This is a genomic window from Nocardia sp. BSTN01 (assembly GCF_015354405.1).
In the GTDB taxonomy this organism is placed as follows: domain Bacteria; phylum Actinomycetota; class Actinomycetes; order Mycobacteriales; family Mycobacteriaceae; genus Nocardia.
Genome location: NZ_JADKYP010000022.1, coordinates 66,238 through 86,284 on the forward strand (window position 1 = coordinate 66,238; position 20,047 = coordinate 86,284).

The 20,047-nt window shown below is 68.6% G+C and carries 21 protein-coding genes; 8 read left to right on the forward strand and 13 right to left on the reverse strand.

Going from position 1 to position 20,047, the window contains the following annotated elements; translation table 11 throughout:
* Positions 1–27 precede the first annotated feature (27 nt).
* Positions 28–642 carry an NAD-dependent epimerase/dehydratase family protein gene (locus tag IRT45_RS19225; RefSeq protein ID WP_194807229.1) on the reverse strand — a complete coding sequence of 205 codons (615 nt, stop codon included), beginning with the start codon at positions 640–642 and terminating at the stop codon, positions 28–30.
* A 378-nt stretch (positions 643–1,020) separates the two neighbouring features.
* Between IRT45_RS19225 and IRT45_RS19230 the strand changes: the two genes are divergently transcribed.
* Both IRT45_RS19230 and IRT45_RS19235 read left to right on the forward strand, forming a co-directional pair.
* Positions 1,021–1,680 carry a PadR family transcriptional regulator gene (locus IRT45_RS19230; protein WP_194807230.1) on the forward strand — a complete coding sequence of 220 codons (660 nt, stop codon included), beginning with the start codon at positions 1,021–1,023 and terminating at the stop codon, positions 1,678–1,680.
* A gap of 186 nt (positions 1,681–1,866) precedes the next feature.
* Positions 1,867–3,075: an NAD(P)/FAD-dependent oxidoreductase gene (locus IRT45_RS19235; RefSeq protein WP_194807231.1), complete on the forward strand. Its 1,209-nt coding sequence runs from the start codon at positions 1,867–1,869 to the stop codon at positions 3,073–3,075.
* A 54-nt stretch (positions 3,076–3,129) separates the two neighbouring features.
* On the opposite strand, the gene IRT45_RS19240 is transcribed toward IRT45_RS19235, so the two are convergent.
* Positions 3,130–5,163: an MDR family MFS transporter gene (locus tag IRT45_RS19240; RefSeq protein WP_194807232.1), complete on the reverse strand. Its 2,034-nt coding sequence runs from the start codon at positions 5,161–5,163 to the stop codon at positions 3,130–3,132.
* Positions 5,164–5,394: 231 nt separating this feature from the next.
* On the opposite strand from IRT45_RS19240, the gene IRT45_RS19245 reads away from it, so the two are divergent.
* The 3 genes from IRT45_RS19245 to IRT45_RS19255 all read left to right on the forward strand — a co-directional run bounded on the left by IRT45_RS19245 (position 5,395) and on the right by IRT45_RS19255 (position 7,215).
* Positions 5,395–6,270 carry an oxidoreductase gene (locus IRT45_RS19245; protein ID WP_194807233.1) on the forward strand — a complete coding sequence of 292 codons (876 nt, stop codon included), beginning with the start codon at positions 5,395–5,397 and terminating at the stop codon, positions 6,268–6,270.
* A 64-nt stretch (positions 6,271–6,334) separates the two neighbouring features.
* The gene (locus IRT45_RS19250; protein WP_309241053.1) at positions 6,335–6,811 is read left to right on the forward strand and encodes a transcriptional regulator; all 477 of its coding nucleotides are present in this window, start codon (positions 6,335–6,337) and stop codon (positions 6,809–6,811) included.
* Positions 6,808–7,215, forward strand: a complete 408-nt coding sequence (locus IRT45_RS19255; RefSeq protein WP_194807235.1) for a DUF3817 domain-containing protein — start codon at positions 6,808–6,810, stop codon at positions 7,213–7,215. The genes IRT45_RS19250 and IRT45_RS19255 overlap by 4 nt, the downstream gene beginning before the upstream one ends.
* A 303-nt stretch (positions 7,216–7,518) precedes the next feature.
* Here IRT45_RS19255 and IRT45_RS19260 read toward each other — a convergent pair whose 3' ends face one another.
* The 10 genes from IRT45_RS19260 to clpS form a co-directional block, all read right to left on the reverse strand.
* The gene (locus IRT45_RS19260) at positions 7,519–8,127 is read right to left on the reverse strand and encodes a non-canonical purine NTP pyrophosphatase (protein WP_194807236.1); all 609 of its coding nucleotides are present in this window, start codon (positions 8,125–8,127) and stop codon (positions 7,519–7,521) included.
* Positions 8,127–8,894 (reverse strand): ribonuclease PH, encoded by a 768-nt coding sequence (rph, locus tag IRT45_RS19265; RefSeq protein WP_039776842.1) that lies wholly within the window; start codon positions 8,892–8,894, stop codon positions 8,127–8,129. The genes IRT45_RS19260 and rph overlap by 1 nt, the downstream gene beginning before the upstream one ends.
* 75 nt (positions 8,895–8,969) lie before the next feature.
* Positions 8,970–9,734, reverse strand: a complete 765-nt coding sequence (locus tag IRT45_RS19270) for a cyclic nucleotide-degrading phosphodiesterase (RefSeq protein ID WP_194807237.1) — start codon at positions 9,732–9,734, stop codon at positions 8,970–8,972.
* A 69-nt stretch (positions 9,735–9,803) separates the two neighbouring features.
* Positions 9,804–10,568: a rhomboid family intramembrane serine protease gene (locus tag IRT45_RS19275; RefSeq protein ID WP_194807268.1), complete on the reverse strand. Its 765-nt coding sequence runs from the start codon at positions 10,566–10,568 to the stop codon at positions 9,804–9,806.
* A 117-nt stretch (positions 10,569–10,685) separates the two neighbouring features.
* A complete protein-coding gene (locus tag IRT45_RS19280) occupies positions 10,686–11,648 on the reverse strand; it encodes a cysteine synthase (RefSeq protein WP_194807238.1) in 963 nt (320 codons plus the stop codon).
* A gap of 5 nt (positions 11,649–11,653) precedes the next feature.
* On the reverse strand, positions 11,654–11,965 hold the full coding sequence (locus IRT45_RS19285; protein WP_063001336.1) for a MoaD/ThiS family protein: 312 nt from the start codon (positions 11,963–11,965) through the stop codon (positions 11,654–11,656).
* A 47-nt stretch (positions 11,966–12,012) separates the two neighbouring features.
* Entirely contained in the window at positions 12,013–12,435 is a 423-nt protein-coding gene (locus tag IRT45_RS19290) for a Mov34/MPN/PAD-1 family protein (protein ID WP_194807239.1), read from the reverse strand.
* Between the two features lie 163 nt (positions 12,436–12,598).
* A complete protein-coding gene (locus tag IRT45_RS19295; protein ID WP_309241054.1) occupies positions 12,599–13,657 on the reverse strand; it encodes a P1 family peptidase in 1,059 nt (352 codons plus the stop codon).
* A 42-nt stretch (positions 13,658–13,699) separates the two neighbouring features.
* On the reverse strand, positions 13,700–14,269 hold the full coding sequence (locus tag IRT45_RS19300; RefSeq protein ID WP_194807241.1) for a DUF2017 domain-containing protein: 570 nt from the start codon (positions 14,267–14,269) through the stop codon (positions 13,700–13,702).
* A 22-nt stretch (positions 14,270–14,291) separates the two neighbouring features.
* Positions 14,292–14,612: an ATP-dependent Clp protease adapter ClpS gene (gene clpS, locus IRT45_RS19305; protein WP_375540125.1), complete on the reverse strand. Its 321-nt coding sequence runs from the start codon at positions 14,610–14,612 to the stop codon at positions 14,292–14,294.
* A 241-nt stretch (positions 14,613–14,853) separates the two neighbouring features.
* Between clpS and IRT45_RS19310 the strand changes: the two genes are divergently transcribed.
* Both IRT45_RS19310 and IRT45_RS19315 read left to right on the forward strand, forming a co-directional pair.
* Positions 14,854–16,167, forward strand: a complete 1,314-nt coding sequence (locus IRT45_RS19310; RefSeq protein WP_309241055.1) for a nicotinate phosphoribosyltransferase — start codon at positions 14,854–14,856, stop codon at positions 16,165–16,167.
* A 33-nt stretch (positions 16,168–16,200) separates the two neighbouring features.
* Positions 16,201–16,779 carry an isochorismatase family protein gene (locus tag IRT45_RS19315; RefSeq protein WP_194807243.1) on the forward strand — a complete coding sequence of 193 codons (579 nt, stop codon included), beginning with the start codon at positions 16,201–16,203 and terminating at the stop codon, positions 16,777–16,779.
* Between the two features lie 12 nt (positions 16,780–16,791).
* Here IRT45_RS19315 and IRT45_RS19320 read toward each other — a convergent pair whose 3' ends face one another.
* Entirely contained in the window at positions 16,792–17,658 is an 867-nt protein-coding gene (locus tag IRT45_RS19320) for an alpha/beta fold hydrolase (RefSeq protein WP_194807244.1), read from the reverse strand.
* A gap of 216 nt (positions 17,659–17,874) precedes the next feature.
* On the opposite strand from IRT45_RS19320, the gene IRT45_RS19325 reads away from it, so the two are divergent.
* Complete coding sequence (locus IRT45_RS19325; RefSeq protein WP_194807245.1) at positions 17,875–19,995, forward strand: ATP-dependent DNA helicase; 2,121 nt, start codon at positions 17,875–17,877, stop codon at positions 19,993–19,995.
* Positions 19,996–20,047 lie beyond the last annotated feature (52 nt).

Below are 20,047 nucleotides of genomic sequence, written 5' to 3' on the forward strand. Positions count from 1 at the left end.
TCGCCGACGATCGGCGGGCTTCGGAAACTACCGCACCGGTTCGAAATCCACGCGGCCGTCTTCGGTCACCGCGTAGATGCCCGAGGCGAGATCCAGCGCGACCACGGTCCGCGCCGCGGCCTCGGCGATATGAATGCGCGGCGGATCGGGCCGGTCCGCGTTCTCGGGATAGTAGGTGCCGGGACCGTAGAATTGGCCGTAGCGCAGGACGACGCCGCGGACGCCGAGCACCGCGTCCTCCAGGAACTGTTTGGCGGCCTGTCCCTCTCCGGTCATCTCCCACGCGACACTCTGGGCGAGAAAGCGTTTCGCGCCCGCCGCCTGTGCCGCGGCGAGCAGGTTGGCGGTGCCCTCGCGGCGCATCCGCGAATTCGCCGCCCGGCCGGCGGGCAGATCGGCGGGATCGTCGGGCAGGTCGGTGAGCTGATGCATCACCAGATCGGGCGCGAAATCGCGCACCGCCTGTTCCAGCGCCGCCGCGTCGTAGACATCGCAGACAACGGGCCGGGCGCCGAAATCGGTCAGCATCGATGCCTTCGACTCCGAGCGCGTGAGCCCGGCCACCTCGAATCCGGCCGAGACCAGCAGGGGTGTCAGTCTGGCGCCTAGCACTCCGGTCGCGCCCGCCACAAAGATTCGCACGACGAATCACGATAATCGCCCGGCGCCGATCGGCCGGTTCGACACTCTTGACCGGCCCGGGCGGTTAACCTACTGTCTACGTACATAAATAGTAGATGTGGTGCCGCCTCGCGCGTCATCACCCTCGAACGTCACGCCGTCTCGCGCGGGGCGCGAGCGACGGGGTAACCCTCATCGGCCCCGGTCGTCGCCGCCCACCGGCAGTCCGCCCCTCGGCGGTCGCGCGCGTCGCTCGTGACGATCCACCCCCGGGACGGCGCCGGCACGCCACCTCCCGGGGGTGCTCGTCGTGCCAGCCCATGCCCCATCACCCGACAGACTCTTGCCGGAGCCATACTCGTAGACGTATATTCGTAGACGAGTAAGGAGGTGCGGGCGATGCCCAAGAAGCGAAAAGTCGCCAATCTGCTGGCCCTGGCGGTGCTGGCGACGCTGATCGAACGTCCCATGCACCGCTACGAGATCGCGGCCCAGATGCGCGAACGCGGCAAGGACCGCGATATGGACATCAAGTGGGGATCGCTCTACACGGTCGTGCAGAATCTCGAGAAGCACGGATTCGTCGAGGTCATCGGCAGCGAGCGCGACGGCGCCCGGCCCGAGCGGACGATCTACCGACTCACCGACACCGGCCGCGCCGAGGCCGAGGACTGGATCCGGGAACTGATCTCGACCCCCGAACCCGAACCCCATCGGTTCGTGGCGGGCCTGTCCGTGGTGGCCCTGCTGCCGCCGGACGAGGTGATCCCACTGCTCGACGAACGCACCCGGCTGCTCGCCGCGGAGATCACCGTGCGGCGCCGCGAAATCGAGGAGCAGACGCGATTCCTGCCCCGGCTCTTCCTGATCGAGGCCGAATTCGGCGTGGCGATGCTCGAGGCCGAGGCGGCATGGGTCGCCGGACTGCGCACCGAACTCGCCTCCGGCACCTTCCCCGACATCGATTTCTGGCGGCGCGCCCACTCGGAGCAGATTCCGCCCGCCGAGATCGCCGCGATGGTGGAAGGGGGGACGTTCCGACAGCCGACCGACGACTGAATCCAGGACGAAAACCACGATACGAACCGGGCCCGGCGCAGTGCGGCAACACCGCGCCGAGCCCGATCCACCTACCTCTCGAACCGCATTCACGCAGGCGAACCCAGCCCGAGTATGGCAACTTCAGGATAACTGGGCAGCGCGTGCGCGGATCGGATCGGGTTCATCCACTCGAGGAGAATTCCCATGTCCGCAGTCACATCCGCCCTCGTCATCGGAGGCGGCGTCGCCGGCCCCGTCGCCGCCACCGCCCTGCGCGCGGCCGGGATCGAGGCCACCGTCTACGAGGCCTATCCGGGACCGGCCTACAACATCGGCAGCGCCCTGGGCTTCGCACCCAACGGCCTGGCGGCCTTGGACATCATCGGCGCCGGCGATGCCGTGCGCGCTGTCGCTCTGCCGATCACCCGCACCGTGATGTCGTTGGGCCACAAGGATATCGAGCTGCCGACGGCCGCCGGCCTGGAACCACTGCACGCGATCGATCGCAGCGATCTGCACCAGGTCCTGCACGATCATGCCGTCGATGCCGGTGTGGCCGTCGAATATTCCAAACGCCTGGTCGGCGTCGAGGAACATCGCGACGGTGTGACCGCTCGCTTCGCCGACGGCTCCACCGCGACCGCCGATATCATCGTCGGCGCCGACGGCATCAAATCGCGTGTGCGCACGCTCATCGATCCGAACGCCCCGGGGGCCGACTACACCGGCATGCTCGGATTCGGCGCCTACACCGAATGCTCGTATCCGGTCCCGCCGGAAACCATGGTGTTCGCCTACGGCCGCAACGCCTACTACCTGTACTGGTCCATGCCCGACGGCCGGATCGCCTGGGGCGCGAATCTGCCGCAGAAGCAATACCTCTCGATGACCGAGGCTCGCGAGGTTCCGGCCGAACAGTGGTTGCGGACACTGCGGGAGGTCTACGCCGAGGACACCCCCGGCGCCGACCTGGTACGCAACACCCCGCCGGAAGAGCTGGTCGTCACCGGCGGCCTGCACATCATGCCGCCGGTGCCGCACTGGTATCGCGACCGTATGGTTCTGGTCGGCGACGCGGTGCACGCGCCGTCCAACAGCACCGGCCAGGGAGCGTCGCTGGCCATCGAGAGCGCGGTGCAGCTGGCTCGATGCCTGCGCGATTTCGATTCGCCGGCAACGGCTTTCGCCGCCTACGAACGGATCCGCCGTCCCCGGGTGGAGAAGGTCGCGGCCCGCGGGGCCAAGATCAACCAGTCGAAGACCGTCGGCCCGGTGATGCGCCGGATGATGCCGCTGGTCATGCCGCTGGCGACCAAACTCTTCAAGATGGAAGAGGTCATGGCACGCGAGCAGAGTTACACCATCGACTGGGACGCACCGGTCGACGAGCGCGCCGAACTCGCTGTCGCGTGAGCGTACCGCCCTGTAGTGCAGAATGATTCGGCGCGGCGCTGCGGCCGGCGGTGATCACACCGTCAGCCGCAGTGCCTCCGGTCGTTCCACTTCCTCCAGCAGTTTCGCCGCGATGTTGTCCAGCGCCCGGTCGAAGAGTGCGCGATCTTCCGGATCGGCGCAATCCCAATCGTCGAGATAGCGGCACATCCACTTGCGCCAGGCGGCGAGAATGCGGTCGTATTCCGCCTGGCCGCTCGCGGTCAATTCCATGCGGTCGCCGTCCACTTCGATGTAGCCGGATCGAATGGCCTTGTCGTACACCGGTTCCAGCACCTCCGGCGGCATCCAGTGCGCACGGGCCACGGCTGCCAGATCTGCCGATCCGCGGGCGCGCTGCAACATCTTCACCTGCCCGATGGCCCAGGCCTGATCCCGGCCGAGCGGACTGTCGGCGGCCGCCAGGATCCGCGGGTCGGGCAGTTCGTCGTCCCGCAGCCTGCGCAGCACGTTGGCCAGCGAATGTTCCAGGCGGACAGTGCGGTCCGGGGAATCGGGCACCGAGAAGCCGCCGCCCACATCGGCCGCCTCCGCACGGACGCTGTCGCGCAACGGCACCTGTTTGAGGAACCACGCCACGACGAAGCCGACCACGGCCACCGGCACCACCCAGCGGAAGACGTAGTCGATGGTGTCGGCATAGGCGTCGATGATCGGAATCGCCTGCGCGTACGGAAGCTGGTGCAGCAGTTGCGGACTCTGCGCCACCGCGGGCGGCACTCCGGGCACCTCGGTGAGCGCCTGACGCAGATTCGGTTCCAGCTGATTGCTGTAGAGCGTGCCGAAGATCGCGGTACCGAAGGTCGACCCGACGGTCCGGAAGAACGTCACACCCGAGGTGGCGGTGCCCAGGTCCTGATACGGGACGGTGTTCTGCACGACGATCGTGAGCACCTGCATCGCCAGGCCGATGCCCAGCCCCAGGATCAGCATGTACAGCGATTGCAGCCAGAAGCCCGTGGTCCGGCCCATGGTCGACATCAGATACAGCCCAACCGCCATGACCGCGGTGCCGGCAACGGGGAAATACTTGTAATAGCCGGTCCGGCCGACCACCTGCCCGGAGATGATCGAGGTGGTGAACAGGCCCACCACCAACGGCAGCGTGCGCAATCCGGACGCGGTGGCCGAGACACCGTTGACGTATTGCAGATAGGCCGGCAGATAGGTCATCGCGCCGAGCATCGCGAAGCCGACGATGAAGCTGAGGATCGAGCAGACGGTGAAGACGTTGCTGCGGAACAGATGCATCGGCAACATCGGCTCGGCCGCGCGCGCCTCGACGACGACGAACGCGGCCAGCAGCACCACCGCGGCCGCGAACAGTCCGATGATCGTCGCCGAACCCCACGGATATTCCTGACCGCCCCATTCCAGTCCCAGGATCAGACAGCTGACACCGATCGCGACCAGCGCGATGCCGGCATAGTCGACCACCGGCCGCACCGCCGCGCGGATCGACGGAATCGCCCGCGCCGCAACGGCGATCATCAGAATCGCCAGTGGCACGTTCACGTAGAAGCACCAGCGCCAGCTGGCATGGTCGGTGAACAGCCCGCCCAGCGTCGGGCCGACCACAGTGGTGATGCCGAAGACCGCACCCAGCGCACCCTGATATTTGCCCCGGTCACGCAGCGGGATCACATCGGCTATCAGCGCCATCGAGGTCACCATCAACCCACCCGCGCCGACGCCCTGGATACCCCGCGCGACGATCAACAGCGTCATGCCGTGGGCGAGCCCCGCCACCATGGAACCGACGATGAAGATCACGCCACTGAGCTGGAAGATCAGTTTGCGGCCGAACAGGTCGCCGAATTTGCCGGCCAGCGCGGTGGCGACCGCCTCGGCCAGCAGATATGCCGTCACCACCCAGGCCATATGCCCGGCGCCGCCCAGGTCGGCGACGATGGTGGGCAACGCGGTCGACACGATGGTCTGATCCAGCGCGGCCATCAACATCCCCAGCACCACGGTGATGAAGACGACGTTGGCGCGGGTATGACTCACGGGTGCGGGCGATTCGGCGACTGCGGCAACACCGGACATTAGCTCAGTATGTGCCCTGAGCCCGATTCGGTCGGCGCAACACGGCAATACACCAGTTCGCTCGCCGACACCGCAAATCTTCGGCACTCAAATCGGGCGTGCCGTGACCACGATCGATACCCTGAGAACTCTGTGACAGAACCCTACCGCCGGAACTTACTCTAGAGTAAGGTCGGGTGGTGAGGATGCGACGAGGCTCCTTTTCCCAACGGTAAACAGTGAGGTCTCACCATGGCGTGGAATCCCAGCGAGATCCCGGCGCAGCACGGACGCACGTTCGTGATCACCGGGGCCAACGGCGGTATCGGCAAGCACACCACCCGGGCCCTGGCCGCCAAGGGGGCGACCGTGATCATGGCCTGCCGCAACACTTCAACCGCACAGCAGGTCGCCGACGGTATCGAGGGGGACGTCCGGGTATCCGCACTGAATCTGGCCGACCTCGCATCGATTCGCGAATTCGCCGAGCGCACCGGGGAATTCGATGTGCTGATCAACAATGCCGGCCTGATGAACATCCCCTTCTCGCGGACCGTGGACGGATTCGAAACCCAGTGGGGGGTCAACCATCTCGGGCACTTCGCGCTGACGGGACTGCTGCTGGACCGCATCGGCGACCGAGTGATCAGCCTCGCCAGCATCGCGCACCGGCAGACCCCCAAGCTGTGGATCGACGATCTCAACTACGAGAGCCGCCGCTACCAGCGCAACCTCGCCTACGCCCAATCGAAGCTGTCGAATCTGATGTTCGCCCGGGAACTGCAGCGACGCCTGGCCGAATCGGGATCGGCCATCCGGTCCTACGCCGTACACCCCGGCGTCTCGCCGACCGATCTGTTCACCCGTACCGAGACCCCGCTCGACAAGGTCGCCAAGCCCTTCATCGCCCTGGCCGGGCACTCGCCGCGCAAGGCCGCCGAGTCGAGCCTGTTCGCGGCCACCGTGCCGGACGCCGATCCGAACACCTACTGGGGGCCGACGCTGCTGTTCGGTTCCCGCGGTCCGGTCCGGCCGTCACCGTCGAGTTCGCTGTCGAAGAACACCGATCTGCAGCGGCGGCTGTGGGAGGAATCCGAACGGCTGACCGGCGTCACCTATAAATTCTGACCAGCGGTGATCGGCGGGCACCTCACACTACGGGCCGTGTAGTAGACCGGGTACCGTGGTAGGCGTGTCCGCACCACATCGTCGCCCGGCTCTGATCATCTTGGTGGTCGTGGCCGCGCTGGCCTGCCTGGGGCTGGGCTGGTGGCAGTGGGGACGGTTCGAATCCTCGTCCGGAACCGCGCAGAACCTCGGCTACGCGCTGCAATGGCCGCTGTTCGCCGGATTCGTGGTCTTCGCCTACTTCCGGTTCGTGCGACTCGAGCGCGATACCGCCGCCCAGGGCACCGAGGCGCCGGAGACCGCCGAGCCGTCGAGCCCGGCCGAATCCGCGGCCCCGGCCCGGCGAAGGGTCGTCAAGCGGACTGCCCCGCGCGAGATCCCGGCCGGGATCCTGCCCGAACGACCGACCGCCGCACGCGACGACGATCCGGTGCTGGCCGAATACAACAAATATCTTGCCGATCTGCACGCGCAGGATGTGCGCGAGCGGATGCACGCCGTGGGGCTCGACGGCCCCGACACCGAGAGGAGAGCCGGTTGAGCGCCGACCACCCCACCACCCCGGCCGCCACCACCACACCGGCACCGGCCGCCACGCCGGCCCCCGCGGCCCGCGACACCGGCCGCATCCGCTCGGCGCTGACCCGCTACCGCGTGCTCGCCTACATCACCGGTGTCTGGCTGCTGCTGTTGTGCGCGGAGATGGTGTACAAGTACCTGCTGCTCGACGACAGCAGCAAGGCCCCGCACTGGCTGTTCTACGTCGGCCAGATCCACGGCATCTTCTACATGCTGTACCTGGTGTTCACCATCGACCTGGGCATCAAGACGCGCTGGAAGCCGCTCACGCTGGTTGTCACCGCCCTGGCCGGCACCATCCCGTTCCTGTCCTTCGTCTGCGAGCACTACCGCACCCGCCAGGTCCGCGCCGAATTCTTGAGCTGAGCCGCTGAGCCGCCTCTCCGGGTCTTCAGGCCAGACTCGGGTGCGCAGAGACGCGCGCTGGCGGCCGGCGGTCAGTCCGGTAGCCAGTCAGCCCGTACCCGGTGAGTTACCCATGTGCTCGCGTAATCAGTTGTCTCCTCCGCCCGGTTGGTCAGCGCCGGGCGCTACGACTGGAACGGTCCAGCCGGTGCGGTCCCTTATCGGCCGGGCAATGGAACAGTACAGAACCGTCGCTACCGGCGATGTCGTGCAGCACGTCGGCTAACGCCTCGTTCGCGCGGGGAGCGGTGATGAACGGAGTGCTCAGGACTTCGCCAGGGCTGCCAGGGCCGGGAGCAATGCGCGTAGGGCCCGGCCGCGGTGGGAGGCGGCGTCCTTGTCCGCCGGGGTGAGCTGGGCCGCCGACACCGTTCCACCGTCCGGGACGAACAGCGGGTCGTAGCCGAAACCGCCGTCGCCGGCCGGCTTTCGCGCGATCGTGCCCGGCCATTCACCGATCGTGACGACCTCGCGTCCGTCGGCGACCAGGGCGCAGGCCGAGACGAAGCGGGCGCCGCGGCGGTCGTCGGGGACGTCTCCCAGCTGGGCGAGCAGCAGGTCGTTGTTCGCCGCGTCGTCGCCGTGGCGGCCCGACCAGCGCGCGGACAGCACGCCGGGCATACCGTTGAGGGCATCGACGGCGAGGCCGGAATCGTCTGCCACACAAGGTAATCCGGTGGCCGCCGCGCCGTCGCGTGCCTTGGCGAGAGCGTTCTCCTCGAACGTCGCACCCGTTTCCGGTGCCTCCGGGAACGGCGGCACCTCGTCCAGGCCGATGATCTCGAGACCCGCGACTCCCGCCTCGTCGAGGATGCGGCGCAATTCGCCGAGCTTCTTGGCGTTGCGGCTGGCCACCAGTACCCGGCGCGCCACTACTTCCTCTTCTCGCCCGGCTCGGGCAGCTGCCCCGGATACGGCAGCGCGAGCGCCTGCTTCTGCACCTCGAACAGCTGCTCGCAGCCGGCCAGCGCGGAATCCAGCAGCTTGTCCAGGGTGGAGCGCGGGAAGGTGGCGCCCTCGCCGGTGCCCTGGATCTCGACCAGGGTGCCGGTGTCGGTCGCGACCACGTTCATATCGACCTCGGCGCGCGAATCCTCCTCATACGGCAGGTCCAGGCGCACCCGCCCGTCGACCACGCCGACGCTGACCGCGGCGATCATGCACGAGATCGGCTGCGGGTCGGCCAGGCGGCCGGCGGCGGCCAGGTAGGTGATCGCGTCCGACAGCGCCACGTAGGCGCCGGTGATCGCGGCGGTCCGGGTGCCGCCGTCGGCCTGCAGGACGTCGCAGTCGAGGGCGATGGTGTTCTCGCCGATCGCGGCCAGGTCGATACATGCCCGCAGCGACCGGCCGACCAGACGGCTGATCTCCTGGGTGCGCCCGCCGACCCTGCCCTTCACCGACTCGCGCCCGCTGCGGGTGTGGGTGGCGGCCGGCAGCATCGCGTATTCGGCTGTGAGCCAGCCCAATCCGGAATCACGCCGCCACGGGGGCACCCCCTCGGTGACGCTCGCGGTGCACATCACCCGCGTCTGACCGAATTCGACCAGTACCGAACCCGCCGGATGCGTGGTGAATCCCCGGGTGATCCTTACCTCGCGGAGTTCGTCGTCCGCTCTGCCATCGGCTCGTCTAGACACAACGCCAGCCTAAGGGATGGGTACGACGCCCCTCCCCCGGCGGGGCACCGACATCCACCCGGCGGGGTGGGCGACTCAGATTTCGACGACCTCACCCGGCGAGACGGCGTGCACGGGTCCGCTGAACTGCTCCTTGGCCTCCGCGATGACGTCCTCGCGCGATGTCCACGGCGGAATGTGGGTGAGCAGCAGTTCGCCGACACCCGCACGGGCGGCGATCATTCCGGCCTCGGTACCCGAAAGGTGAATGCCCGGTGGGCGATTGGCCGGATCGTGGGTCCACGACGCCTCCGAGAGCAACACGTCGGCGCCCTCCGCGAGTTCGAACACGGCGGGGCACAATGCGGTGTCACCGGTGTAGACCAGGGTCCGGCCGGCGGCGGTGGTGATGCGCAGGCCGTAGGACTCCGGCGGGTGGTACATCCGGCGGGCGACCACCGTATGGCCGGGACCGAAACGCACCTCGGCGCCCTCCTGCCAGGAACGCATATCGATCACGTCGGACCAGTCGTCGCATTCGCCGCCGATCTCGGCCGAGGCGTTGCCGATCCGCAGCGCCGAATCCGAGGGCCCCTGCACGATGGCCTTCCCGGTCGGCGGGTTCGGGTGATACCGCCGCCACACCAGCAATCCGGGCAGGTCCAGGCAGTGATCGGCGTGCAGGTGAGTGAGGAAGATGTCGACCTCGCCGGGGTCCAGGTAGCGCTGCAACGCGCCCAGCACGCCGGGACCGAAATCGATCACGGTCGGAGTCATATCCGGACCCGTCAGCAAATAGCCCGACGCAGGGGAATCCGGGCCGGACACACTGCCCGAACACCCGAGGACGGTGAGTCGCATTCCCCCATGCTGCCACGCTGCATTCTCACTCAACTGGGGATCCCCCAAATCGCCGGCCGAGTTCCGCAGTCACCCCGACGATGCGAGGCGGCCGGCACTCTCCTCGCGACGATGACGACGTTCATTGGACGAGAGTACCCAGCCGGCCAGCAGTCCACCCAACGCACCGAAAAGATGCCCTTGCCAAGAGATTCCGGGCTGGCCGGGCAGCACACCCCACAGAATCGAGCCGTACAGCAGCCCCACGACGACACCCACCAGGATCTGCCAGAGGTTGCGGGTGAACAGGCCGCGCGAGATCAGATAGGTGAGCCAGCCGAACACCAGGACCGAGGCGCCGATGTGCACCGAACCACTCGCCCCGGTGAGCCAGGTGCCGACTCCGGCCACGACCCAGACGATCGCGGTGGCGGCCAGTCCGCGACCGATCCCGGTGAGCAGCGTCAGCAGTCCCAGCACGATCACCGGCAGGGTGTTGCCGATCAGATGCGCCCAGTTCGCGTGCAGCACGGGGGCGAAGACGATGCCCTCCAGACCCTCGGCCGTCCGGGGCCGCACCCCCGCACCGTCGAGGTCGTGATGGGAGACGGTGTCGACTCCCTCGACCGCGTACAGCAACGCCACGAAGGTGAGCGTCATCGCAATCGCCCGCTGCCACAACAACTTCAGCGCGGCGGTACGTCCGGGCTCCGACGTGGACGCCGGCGCCGCGGGGGCGGGCCGGGGCGAGGGAAACTGCGAACCGGACGGTACGGAACCGGCGGGCGTTCCCGCGGACTTCTGCAGTTCGGCCCGCAGCGCGGCAATCCGATCCGGGTCGAAGGACGGACCCATCTGCTCGGCCACCGCCATCACCTCCTCGCGAGACCGGCCGTCCGGTCGCTCGCCCTCAACGGTACCGCTGCGGCGAGGGACCGGACTCGGACCGGCGATGCGGCCGGTCCACCGGGATCACGCCCAGAGCTGGCCTTCGAGCCGTTCCTCGGCTTCCTCGAGCGTGCCGTCGTACGCGCCGGTCGACAGGTATTTCCAGCCGCCGTCGGCCACCACGAACGCGATATCGGCCCGCTTACCCGCGCGCAACGCCTTGTTGCCGACGCCGAGGGCGGCATGCAGGATCGCACCGGTGGAGATACCGGCGAAGATGCCCTCCTCCAGCACCAGCTCCCGGGTGCGCCGCACCGCGTCGTACGGGCCGACCGAGAACCGCGAGGTCAGCACCGATTCGTCGTAGAGCTCCGGAATGAAGCCCTCGTCGATGTTGCGCAGGCCGTAGACCAACTCGCCGTACCGCGGCTCGGCGGCCACGATATCGATCTCCGCGACGTTCTCACGCAAGTAGCGACCGGTCCCCATCAGGGTCCCGGTGGTGCCCAGCCCGGCGACGAAGTGGGTGATCTCCGGCAGGTCCGCCAGGAGCTCCGGGCCCGTGCCCTGATAGTGCGCATCGGCATTGGCCGGATTGCCGTACTGGTACAGCATCACCCAGTCCGGATGTTCGGCGGCGATCTGCTTGGCCTTCGCGACGGCCTGATTGGAGCCACCGGCGGCTGGGGAGTCGATGATCTCGGCGCCGAACATGGTCAGCAACTGCCGCCGCTCGACCGAGGTGTTCTCCGGCATCACACAGACCAGGCGATAACCCTTGAGCTTGGCGGCCATCGCCAGCGAGATGCCGGTGTTGCCACTGGTCGGCTCCAGGATCGTGCAGCCGGGCCGCAGTGTGCCGTCGGCCTCGGCCTGTTCGATCATGCGCAGGGCCGGGCGGTCCTTGATCGACCCAGTCGGATTGCGGTCCTCCAGTTTGGCCCACAACCGGACGTGGTCCGCACCGTCCCATCGGGGCGACAGCGTCTTCAGACCCACCAGCGGGGTGTTGCCGAGGGTCTCGATCAGCGATTCGTAGCGTGCCACGGAAATCAGCGGCCGAGCGCGCCGCCGGCGACGGTGCTGTCCAGGCCGCCTCCGGCGACGGCAGGAAGAATGGTCACCGATCCGCCGGCCGGGACCTCGGCCTCCAGCCCACCGGCGAAGCGCACGTCCTCGTCGTCGACGTAGATGTTGACGTAGCGGTTGAGCTTGCCGTCGGACAGCAGGCGCTGCTCCAGTCCCGGGTAGTTGGCCTCGAGGTCGCCGATCACCTCGGCGAGGGTGGAACCGGTCGCCTGGACCCGCTTCTCACCTCCGGTGAGGGTGCGCATGATGGTCGGGATGGACACGGTTACCGACATGGGTGCTCCTGTTTCTTCTGGTCGCCTGATTCGCGGACGCGTCGGGCTCAGGCCCGGGGGTACTCGGTCACGATCTTGACCGGTTCCTCGGTGACCACACCGTCTAGGATCCGGTAGCTGCGCAGTTCGTGCTGCTGCGGGTCGCGGGTGGACACCAGCACGTAGTGGGCGTTCGGCTCGGAGGCGTACGAGATGTCCGTCCGGCTGGGATAGGCCTCCGTGGCGGTGTGCGAGTGGTAGATCACCACCGGCTCCTCGTCACGGTCGTCCATCTCCCGCCAGACCCGCAACTGTTCGCCGGAGTCGAACCGGTAGAAGGTGGGCGAGCGCTCGCCATTGATCATGGCCACGAATCGCTCGGGACGGTCGGAGCCCTCGGCGCCGGCGATCACACCGCAGGCCTCGTCGGGATGATCGGCGCGGGCGTGCGCCACCATCGCATCCACGAGATCGGCCCTGATCACCAGCACAGTTCGAATCCTTCCGCTCACGCCCGCGACGCACCCGGCCCACGCGGGTCGTATCGCTGCCGTCAACGGCCGAGGATATTCGGCTATTCCCACCCACCGCGCGGGCGGGCCTGATATAGCGCGTCCTACGGCGGCGAATGCCTCGATCGAGGGCGATCGACGCTCAGCCGAACAATTCGCGGTAGGTGGGGATGCCGGCCACCGGGTTCGCCCGCAGGATCGCGTCCACGATCGCCCGCTCCACACAGACCGCCGCCGCGGTGCACAATTCGTCGAGCAGCAACAGATCGGCCGGAAACGCCGGCGGCAGTGGAATATTCGACTCCGCGGTGATCGTGCCGGTGGCCAGTGCGAACAGCGTGTCGCCGTCGAGCGGGGAATGGGCGGGGCGGATTGCGCGGGCCAGCCCGTCGTGCGCCGTGACGGCGAGGCGGCGGCATCCCGCCGGATCCAGCGCGGCATCGGTGGCGACGACGCCGATGGTGGTGTTGAGCACCGTCCCCTTCACCGGCAGCGCGTTGGCGCGGGCCAGGGCTTCGGCGCCGGCGGGTGCCAGACCGAAATGCTCCGGTCCGTCGGTACCGGCGCCCCAGGGCAGGCCGGTACGCGGATCGAATACCGAGCCGACCGGATTGGCGACCACCAGCGCCCCGACGGTGTGGCCGGCGGCCGGACCCGCGGTGAAACGCACACTGGCCGTACCGATTCCGCCCTTGATGGAACCGGCCCGCGCACCGGCGCCGGCACCCACACTGCCGCGGTCGAAGGTCTCGCTCGCCGAGTGCGTTGCGCGATAACCGAATTCCGCGGTCGGCCGGATATCCCACGCTCCCACCGGGAGATCGAAGATCACCGCCGCGGGAACGATCGGCACCACCCGCGAGGGATCGGCCGGATCCATCGCAATGCCCTCGCCGTCCTCCTCGAGCCGGCGCATCACCCCATCGGCGGCCGCCAGCCCGTAGGCGCTGCCGCCGGTGAGCAGCACCGCGTTCACCTGCCGCACCGTCTGTCCGGGATCGAGCAGATCGGTCTCGCGGGTGCCCGGACCCCCGCCGCGCACATCGACCGAGGCGGTGGCGCCGCCCGGCACGCGCACCACGGTGCATCCGGTCGCGGCGCCGGAACCCAGCGTCGCGTCCGGATCGAGTTCGTGGTGGTGGCCGACGAGCACGCCGGCGACATCGGTGATCGAATTTCGAGGTCCCGGCACCGAAGTCACATGTCCTCCTGCAGACGTGGGCATCCGCGAGCGCGAGCGGAGTCAGGGAGCCAGGGCGTGCAGCAGCGAATCCTGCATCCAGGTGAGCCAGTGGTAGACGTCCAGGTGCGGGGCGCGCGGATCGTCGGGATCGAGCTGGTCGGGCGTGTCGGCGTCGATGCCCAGTGCGGTGCCCAGTGCCAGCCGCACGTCGTTGAGGGCGTTCAGCCAGGCGTCGGCCTGTTCGGGGGTGAGCACGATCTTGCCGCCGCGCTCGGGCAGGGTTTCCAGGACCACCGTGCCGGCGGCCACCTTCGCGTCGATGATCTCGGGTTCGTGCAGACTGCGCAGGGCGCTGTTGAGATCGGCGCGGTCGGCGTCCGGGGAACCGGGTTCCTTGCGATGGAAGTCGGGCAGCAGCCGCGCCAGCCGCGGATCGTCGGGGGGAACGCTGTTGCCGGTGCGAAGTCCGGTCAGCTCCGCGAGATCGTCCTCCGGGGACGATTGAGCCCGGTCGGTGAGCAGTCCGGTTACCGCCCCCACCAGCGAACGCAGGACGTCCGCCTCCCGGGGGTCCATCTCCGACCGCAGCTTGAGCCCGCTCAGCGAGTTCTTCCTGCTCCACTTGCGCACGGGGCTACCGTAGCCGTCGCGGTCACTGGTCACGTTGCATGGTCGCCCAGAGCCCGGCGGCGTGCAGACGCTGGACGTCGTGCTCCATCCTGTCCCGGGATCCCGACGACACCACCGCCTTGCCCTCGTTGTGTACCTGCAGCATCAGCTCGGTTGCCTTGGCTTTGCTGTAACCGAACAGCTTTTGGAAGATGTAGGTGACGTAGTGCATCAGGTTCACCGGGTCGTCCCAGACCACCGTGACCCACGGCCGGTCCTCGGCCTCCAGGATCTCGGTGACCTCGACGGTCTCCGGTGTGGCCTGAGCCGCCGACAATTGTCCGGCCACGACGCCTACGCGGATGTCTCGCCCCGCCCACGACCGTCCCCGCCACGCCGTGTCCTGCGGGCCCGTCGCTCGCGCCGCTGCCGGGTTCGCGCCGGCCGGACCGGCGGCGATCCGGACGGCGTCTCTGATGCACAGACCCATACCCTCAGAGTACGACGCGGCTCCGGATAAACAACACCCGCGCCGAGCACCTCCGGAAGGCCCTGTGCGACGGCCGCGGCGCCCGCCGCGCGTCCGGTATGTCTACAGTGGCCGCGTGGACACTTCGGCCGCCGCCGCGAGCACAGCCCTGCTGACCGACCAGTACGAGCTGACCATGCTCGCGGCCGCCCTGGCCGATGGTTCGGCACAGCGGCGATGCACCTTCGAGGTATTCGCTCGGCGGTTGCCACATGGTCGCCGATACGGCGTTGTCGCGGGTACCGACCGGTTGCTCACCGCGTTGCGCGACTTCCGTTTCGGCGATGCTGAACTCGCCGTCGCGGCGCGATTCCTGGACGCGCGAACGCTGGAGTGGCTGCGCGATTTCCGCTTCACCGGCGACATCGACGGCTACCAGGAAGGTGATCTCTACTTCCCCGGCTCCCCCATCCTGTCGGTGCGCGGCAGTTTCGCCGAGTGCGTGATGCTGGAAACGCTGATCCTGTCGATCCTCAACCACGACAGCGCGATCGCCGCCGCGGCGGCGCGGATGGTCAGTGCCGCCGCGGGGCGCCGGATGATCGAGATGGGTTCGCGCCGCACCCACGAACTGGCCGCTCCCGCCTGCGCGCGCGCCGCGTATCTCGCCGGGTTCGACGCCACCTCGAATCTGGAGGCGGTGCGGCGCTACGGCATTCCCGGCGCCGGCACCAGTGCGCACGCCTTCACGCTGTTGCACAGCGGCCCGGACGGGCAGCACGAGGCGGCGGCCTTCCGCAGTCAGGTGGATACGCTCGGCATCGGCACCACACTGCTGGTGGACACCTTCGACATCACCGCCGGGGTGGCCCGCGCCATCGAGGTCGCCGGGCCCGAATTGGGCGGTGTGCGAATCGATTCCGGCGACCTGGGCGTCCTGGCGCGGCAGGTGCGCGACCAGCTCGACGCCCTCGGCGCGAACAAAACCCGCATCGTGGTGTCCGGCGATCTGGATGAATACGCGATCGCCGCGCTGCGCGCCGAACCCGTCGACGCGTACGGCGTGGGCACTTCCCTGGTCACCGGCTCGGGGGCGCCGACCGCCGGAATGGTCTACAAACTGGTGGAGGTCGAGGGCGTACCGGTGGCCAAGCGCAGTAGCCACAAACAGTCGCGAGGCGGCACCAAGCGCGCGGTGCGACTGTCCCGCGATACCGGCACCGTCGTCGAGGAGATCGTGTATCCGGCCACCGCGCAGCGCCCCACCGGCAACGGATACGACGTGCGGGATCTGCTGGTTCCGCTCATTCGCAAGGGTGAGCCGGCGGCCGATGCACCGGATCTGGCGCACAGCCGGGACCTGGTCGCCCGCGGTCTGATCAGTTTGCCGTGGGAGGGCTTGAAGCTCTCCGCGGGCGAACCGGCCGTTCCGACCACGTTCCTACAATGACCGTGAGGCAACCGGCGAAACGAGGTGCGGGAAATGGGTAGAGCGCTCATCGTCGTCGATGTGCAGAACGATTTCTGCGAGGGCGGCTCCCTGGCCGTCGCCGGCGGCGCTGCGGTCGCCCGCCGGATCAGCGACTATCTGGCCGCACACCGCGGCGACTATGCCGCGATTGCCGCCACCCGGGATTTCCACATCGATCCGGGTGCCCATTTCTCCGATCGTCCCGATTACGTGGACAGTTGGCCGCCGCACTGCCGGGCCGGCACGCCCGGTGCGGATTTCCATCCGAATCTCGACACCTCCGCTCTCGACGCGGTGTTCTCCAAGGGCGCCTACAGCGCTGCCTATTCCGGATTCGAGGGTTCGACCGACGATGCGGTCGAACTCGCGACATGGTTGCGGGACAAGGGCATCGACGCCGTCGACATCTGCGGTATAGCCACCGACCACTGTGTCCGCGCCACCGCCGCCGATGCCCGCGCGGCGGGACTGACCACCCGGGTGCTGCTGAACCTCACCGCGGCGGTGTCACCGGAGACGGCCACCACCGCGCTGGACGGTCTGCGTGCCGCCGGAGTGGAGTTGGCGGGCAGCCTGCCCACGAACACCTGACCGCGAGATCGGCTAGGACTGCGCGGCCAGGAATTCCACGAGCGCGGCGGCTACCGGCCCGGGGTTCTCGACCTGCGGGTAATGACCGGTCGCGGGCGCCGCGTCCAATACCTCGAACCGGGCCTGCGGCAGTCGTTCCCGCAGCCGCGGCAACAGATGCCCACCGCTGATCGGATCGGCCGGGCCCCACACGAAAAGTACCGGCTTGGAATAACTTTCGAGTGCCTGCTGCCAGCGTGACGCGTTGGCCCGGCGCTCGGCGTGGTAGCGATTGAGCGCCCATTGCACGCGCTTACCGCCGCCGTCGGTCATCGCCAGCCACATCTGGTGCAGATCGGTGTCGGAGACCGGGCGCCCGAGGATGCGGCGCAACGTCATCCGGAAGGTCGTCTCCGACATGAGCGGATTCAGTATCTTGCCGATCGGGGTGATCATCAGATGCTGAATCGGCAAGGGCCGGTACAGATCCGGGTACAGGCCGCCGTTGAGCCAGGCCATCCGCCGCACCCGCGCACTGTCGCGGGCCAGCAACTCCTGCGCCACACTGACACCGTAATCGTGTGCCACGAGCGCGGTGCCGGTGATTCCGAGCCGCTGCCAGAGCTGTTCGACCAGCGTGGCCTGTTCGGTCATCCGATAGTCGTGCCCGCGCGGTTTGTCGCTGGCGCCGAAGCCGAGGAAATCCAGAGTCGTTACCCGGCAGCCGGATTCGGTGAGAGCGGGCAGAATCGAGACCCAATCGTGCGAGGAGGTCGGATATCCGTGCAGCAGCGTCACCGGCCGCCCGTCGATCGGGCCGTCCTGCCGATGGAAGATCCGGTGGCCACTCAGCTCGAGATGCGTTCCCCCGGCGATCCAGGTGCGGTAATCCGGCTCCACGCGCGTCTCCTTCCCCGTAGCGTCCGCACCCCCTGATGCGGATCACCGCCAACCCTACTGGCCGTCCCGGGCGCCGCCACCGGATCCGGCGTCACCGCGACGCGCCCTGTGGACAACCGCCGACCTGTGGACAACTCCGCGCGAATGGGCGGGGGCAACCGCCGGCGACCGCCGCCGGTCGGGCCGGTTGTCGGCAGGGGGCGCTAGTCTTCCTGGGTGCCCGAACTCCCGCCCGTACCGACGTTGCTGGCGACCGCCGTGGAAGCACTCGGCGGTACGGCGCGTACCGGCCAGCAGACCATGTCGGCCGCGGTCGCGCACTCCATCGACACCAAGGAACACCTGGCCGTGCAGGCCGGGACCGGCACCGGTAAGTCGCTGGCCTATCTGGTGCCGAGTCTGCGGCACGCGGTGCAGAGCGGGCGGACGGTCGTGGTCTCCACCGCCACCATCGCGCTGCAGCGCCAGTTGGTCGACCGCGATCTGCCGCGGCTGGCACAGGCTCTGGAGAAACCACTGGGCCGGCGCGCCCGCTTCGCGATCCTCAAGGGCCGCAACAACTATCTGTGCCTGCACAAGATCAACAGCGCGATTCCGGACGAAGCCCCGGAGACCGAACTGTTCGACGCCTTCGCGATCTCCCGGCTCGGGCGCGAGGTGCAGCGCCTCAACGACTGGGCCTCCGACACCGAGACCGGCGACCGCGACGAACTCGTTCCCGGCGTCAGCGACCGGGCTTGGCGTCAGGTCAGCGTGTCGGCGCGGGAATGCCTGGGCAAATCGCGCTGCCCGTTCGGCACCGACTGCTTCGCCGAACGCGCCCGCGCGGAATCCGGGCAGGCCGATGTGGTGGTCACCAATCATGCGCTGCTGGCCATCGATGCCATCAGCGGAATCCAGGTGCTGCCCGAACACGACGTGGTCGTCATCGACGAGGCGCACGAACTGGTGGACCGGGTCACCGGCGTGGCGACCGCGGAACTGTCCACCGCGACCATCACGGCGGCGGCCAAGCGCTGCACCAAACTCGTCGACGAGGGCGACCTCGACCGGCTCGAGGGTGCGGCGGAGGCGTGGCACGAACTGCTCGAGGATCTGCCGCCGGGCCGCTGGGACCAGCTTCCCGCCGGCGGCGACCAGGTGCTGGCTCTGCTGCGTGATGCCGCCTGGACCGTCCGGACCGCCCTCGCGCCTCCCGGTTCCGGTGCGCCACAAGGCGATCCGGAGGCCGCTGCCGCCCGCAACATGGCGGTGGCCGCGGTCGAGGAAGTGCACGATACCGCCGTGCGCGCGCTGACGGCGTTCGAGGAACCCGATCCGGCGGCCCGCCGCGATGTGCTGTGGCTGGCCGTGGACGAGGTGCGCGGCGTGGCCCGGCGCACGCTGCACATGGCCCCGCTCTCGGTGGGCGGGTTGTTGCGCAGCCGGTTGTTCGGCACCGCGACGGTCGTGCTCACCTCGGCCACGCTGCAGGTCGGCGGCTCCTTCGACGGGCTGGCCGTCACGTGGGGGCTGCCCCCGCAGACGCCCGATCGCGCCGGGACCGACATCCCCGGCGCCGACCGCGCGGATCAGGGCAGCCGCCGCATCGACCCGGCGCTGGCGAACGGAGCCGAAGCTCCCGCCGACACCTCGGCCATGCGCTGGAACTCCCTGGATGTGGGCTCGCCGTTCGATCACGCCAAATCCGGCATCCTCTACGTCGCCAAACATCTCCCGGCTCCCGGCCGCGACGGCCTGGCCCCGGCCTATCTGGACGAGATCGAGCGGCTGATCGAGGCGGCCGGCGGCCGCACACTGGGGTTGTTCTCCTCGATGCGCGCCGCCAAGGCCGCCAGCGAAATCCTGCGCGAACGCCTGGACACGCCGATCCTGTGCCAGGGCGAGGACGCCACCGGCACCCTGGTCCGGCGCTTCGCCGAAGATCCCGCGACCTCGTTGTTCGGCACGCTCTCGCTGTGGCAGGGCGTGGACGTTCCCGGACCGTCGCTGAGCCTGGTCATTCTCGACCGCATTCCGTTCCCCCGGCCCGACGATCCGCTGCTGGTCGCCCGGCAGCAGGCCGTGCAGGCTCGCGGCGGCAACGGCTTCCTGACCATCGCGGCCAACCACGCCGCCCTGCTGCTGGCCCAGGGCACCGGTCGGCTGCTGCGCAGCGTGCACGACCGCGGTGTGGTCGCGATTCTGGATCCGCGGCTGGTGACCGCCCGCTACGGCGGATATCTGCGGGCCTCCCTGCCGCCGTACTGGGAGACCTCCGACCCCGAGGTCGTCGCCAAGGCGCTGCGGCGATTGACGGCCGCGGCCCCCGATCCGGCCGTGGCCGTCGAGAACTGAACCGAACCGTTATATGACACCAGCCACATCGGCTGGCAAACTACTTCTATCC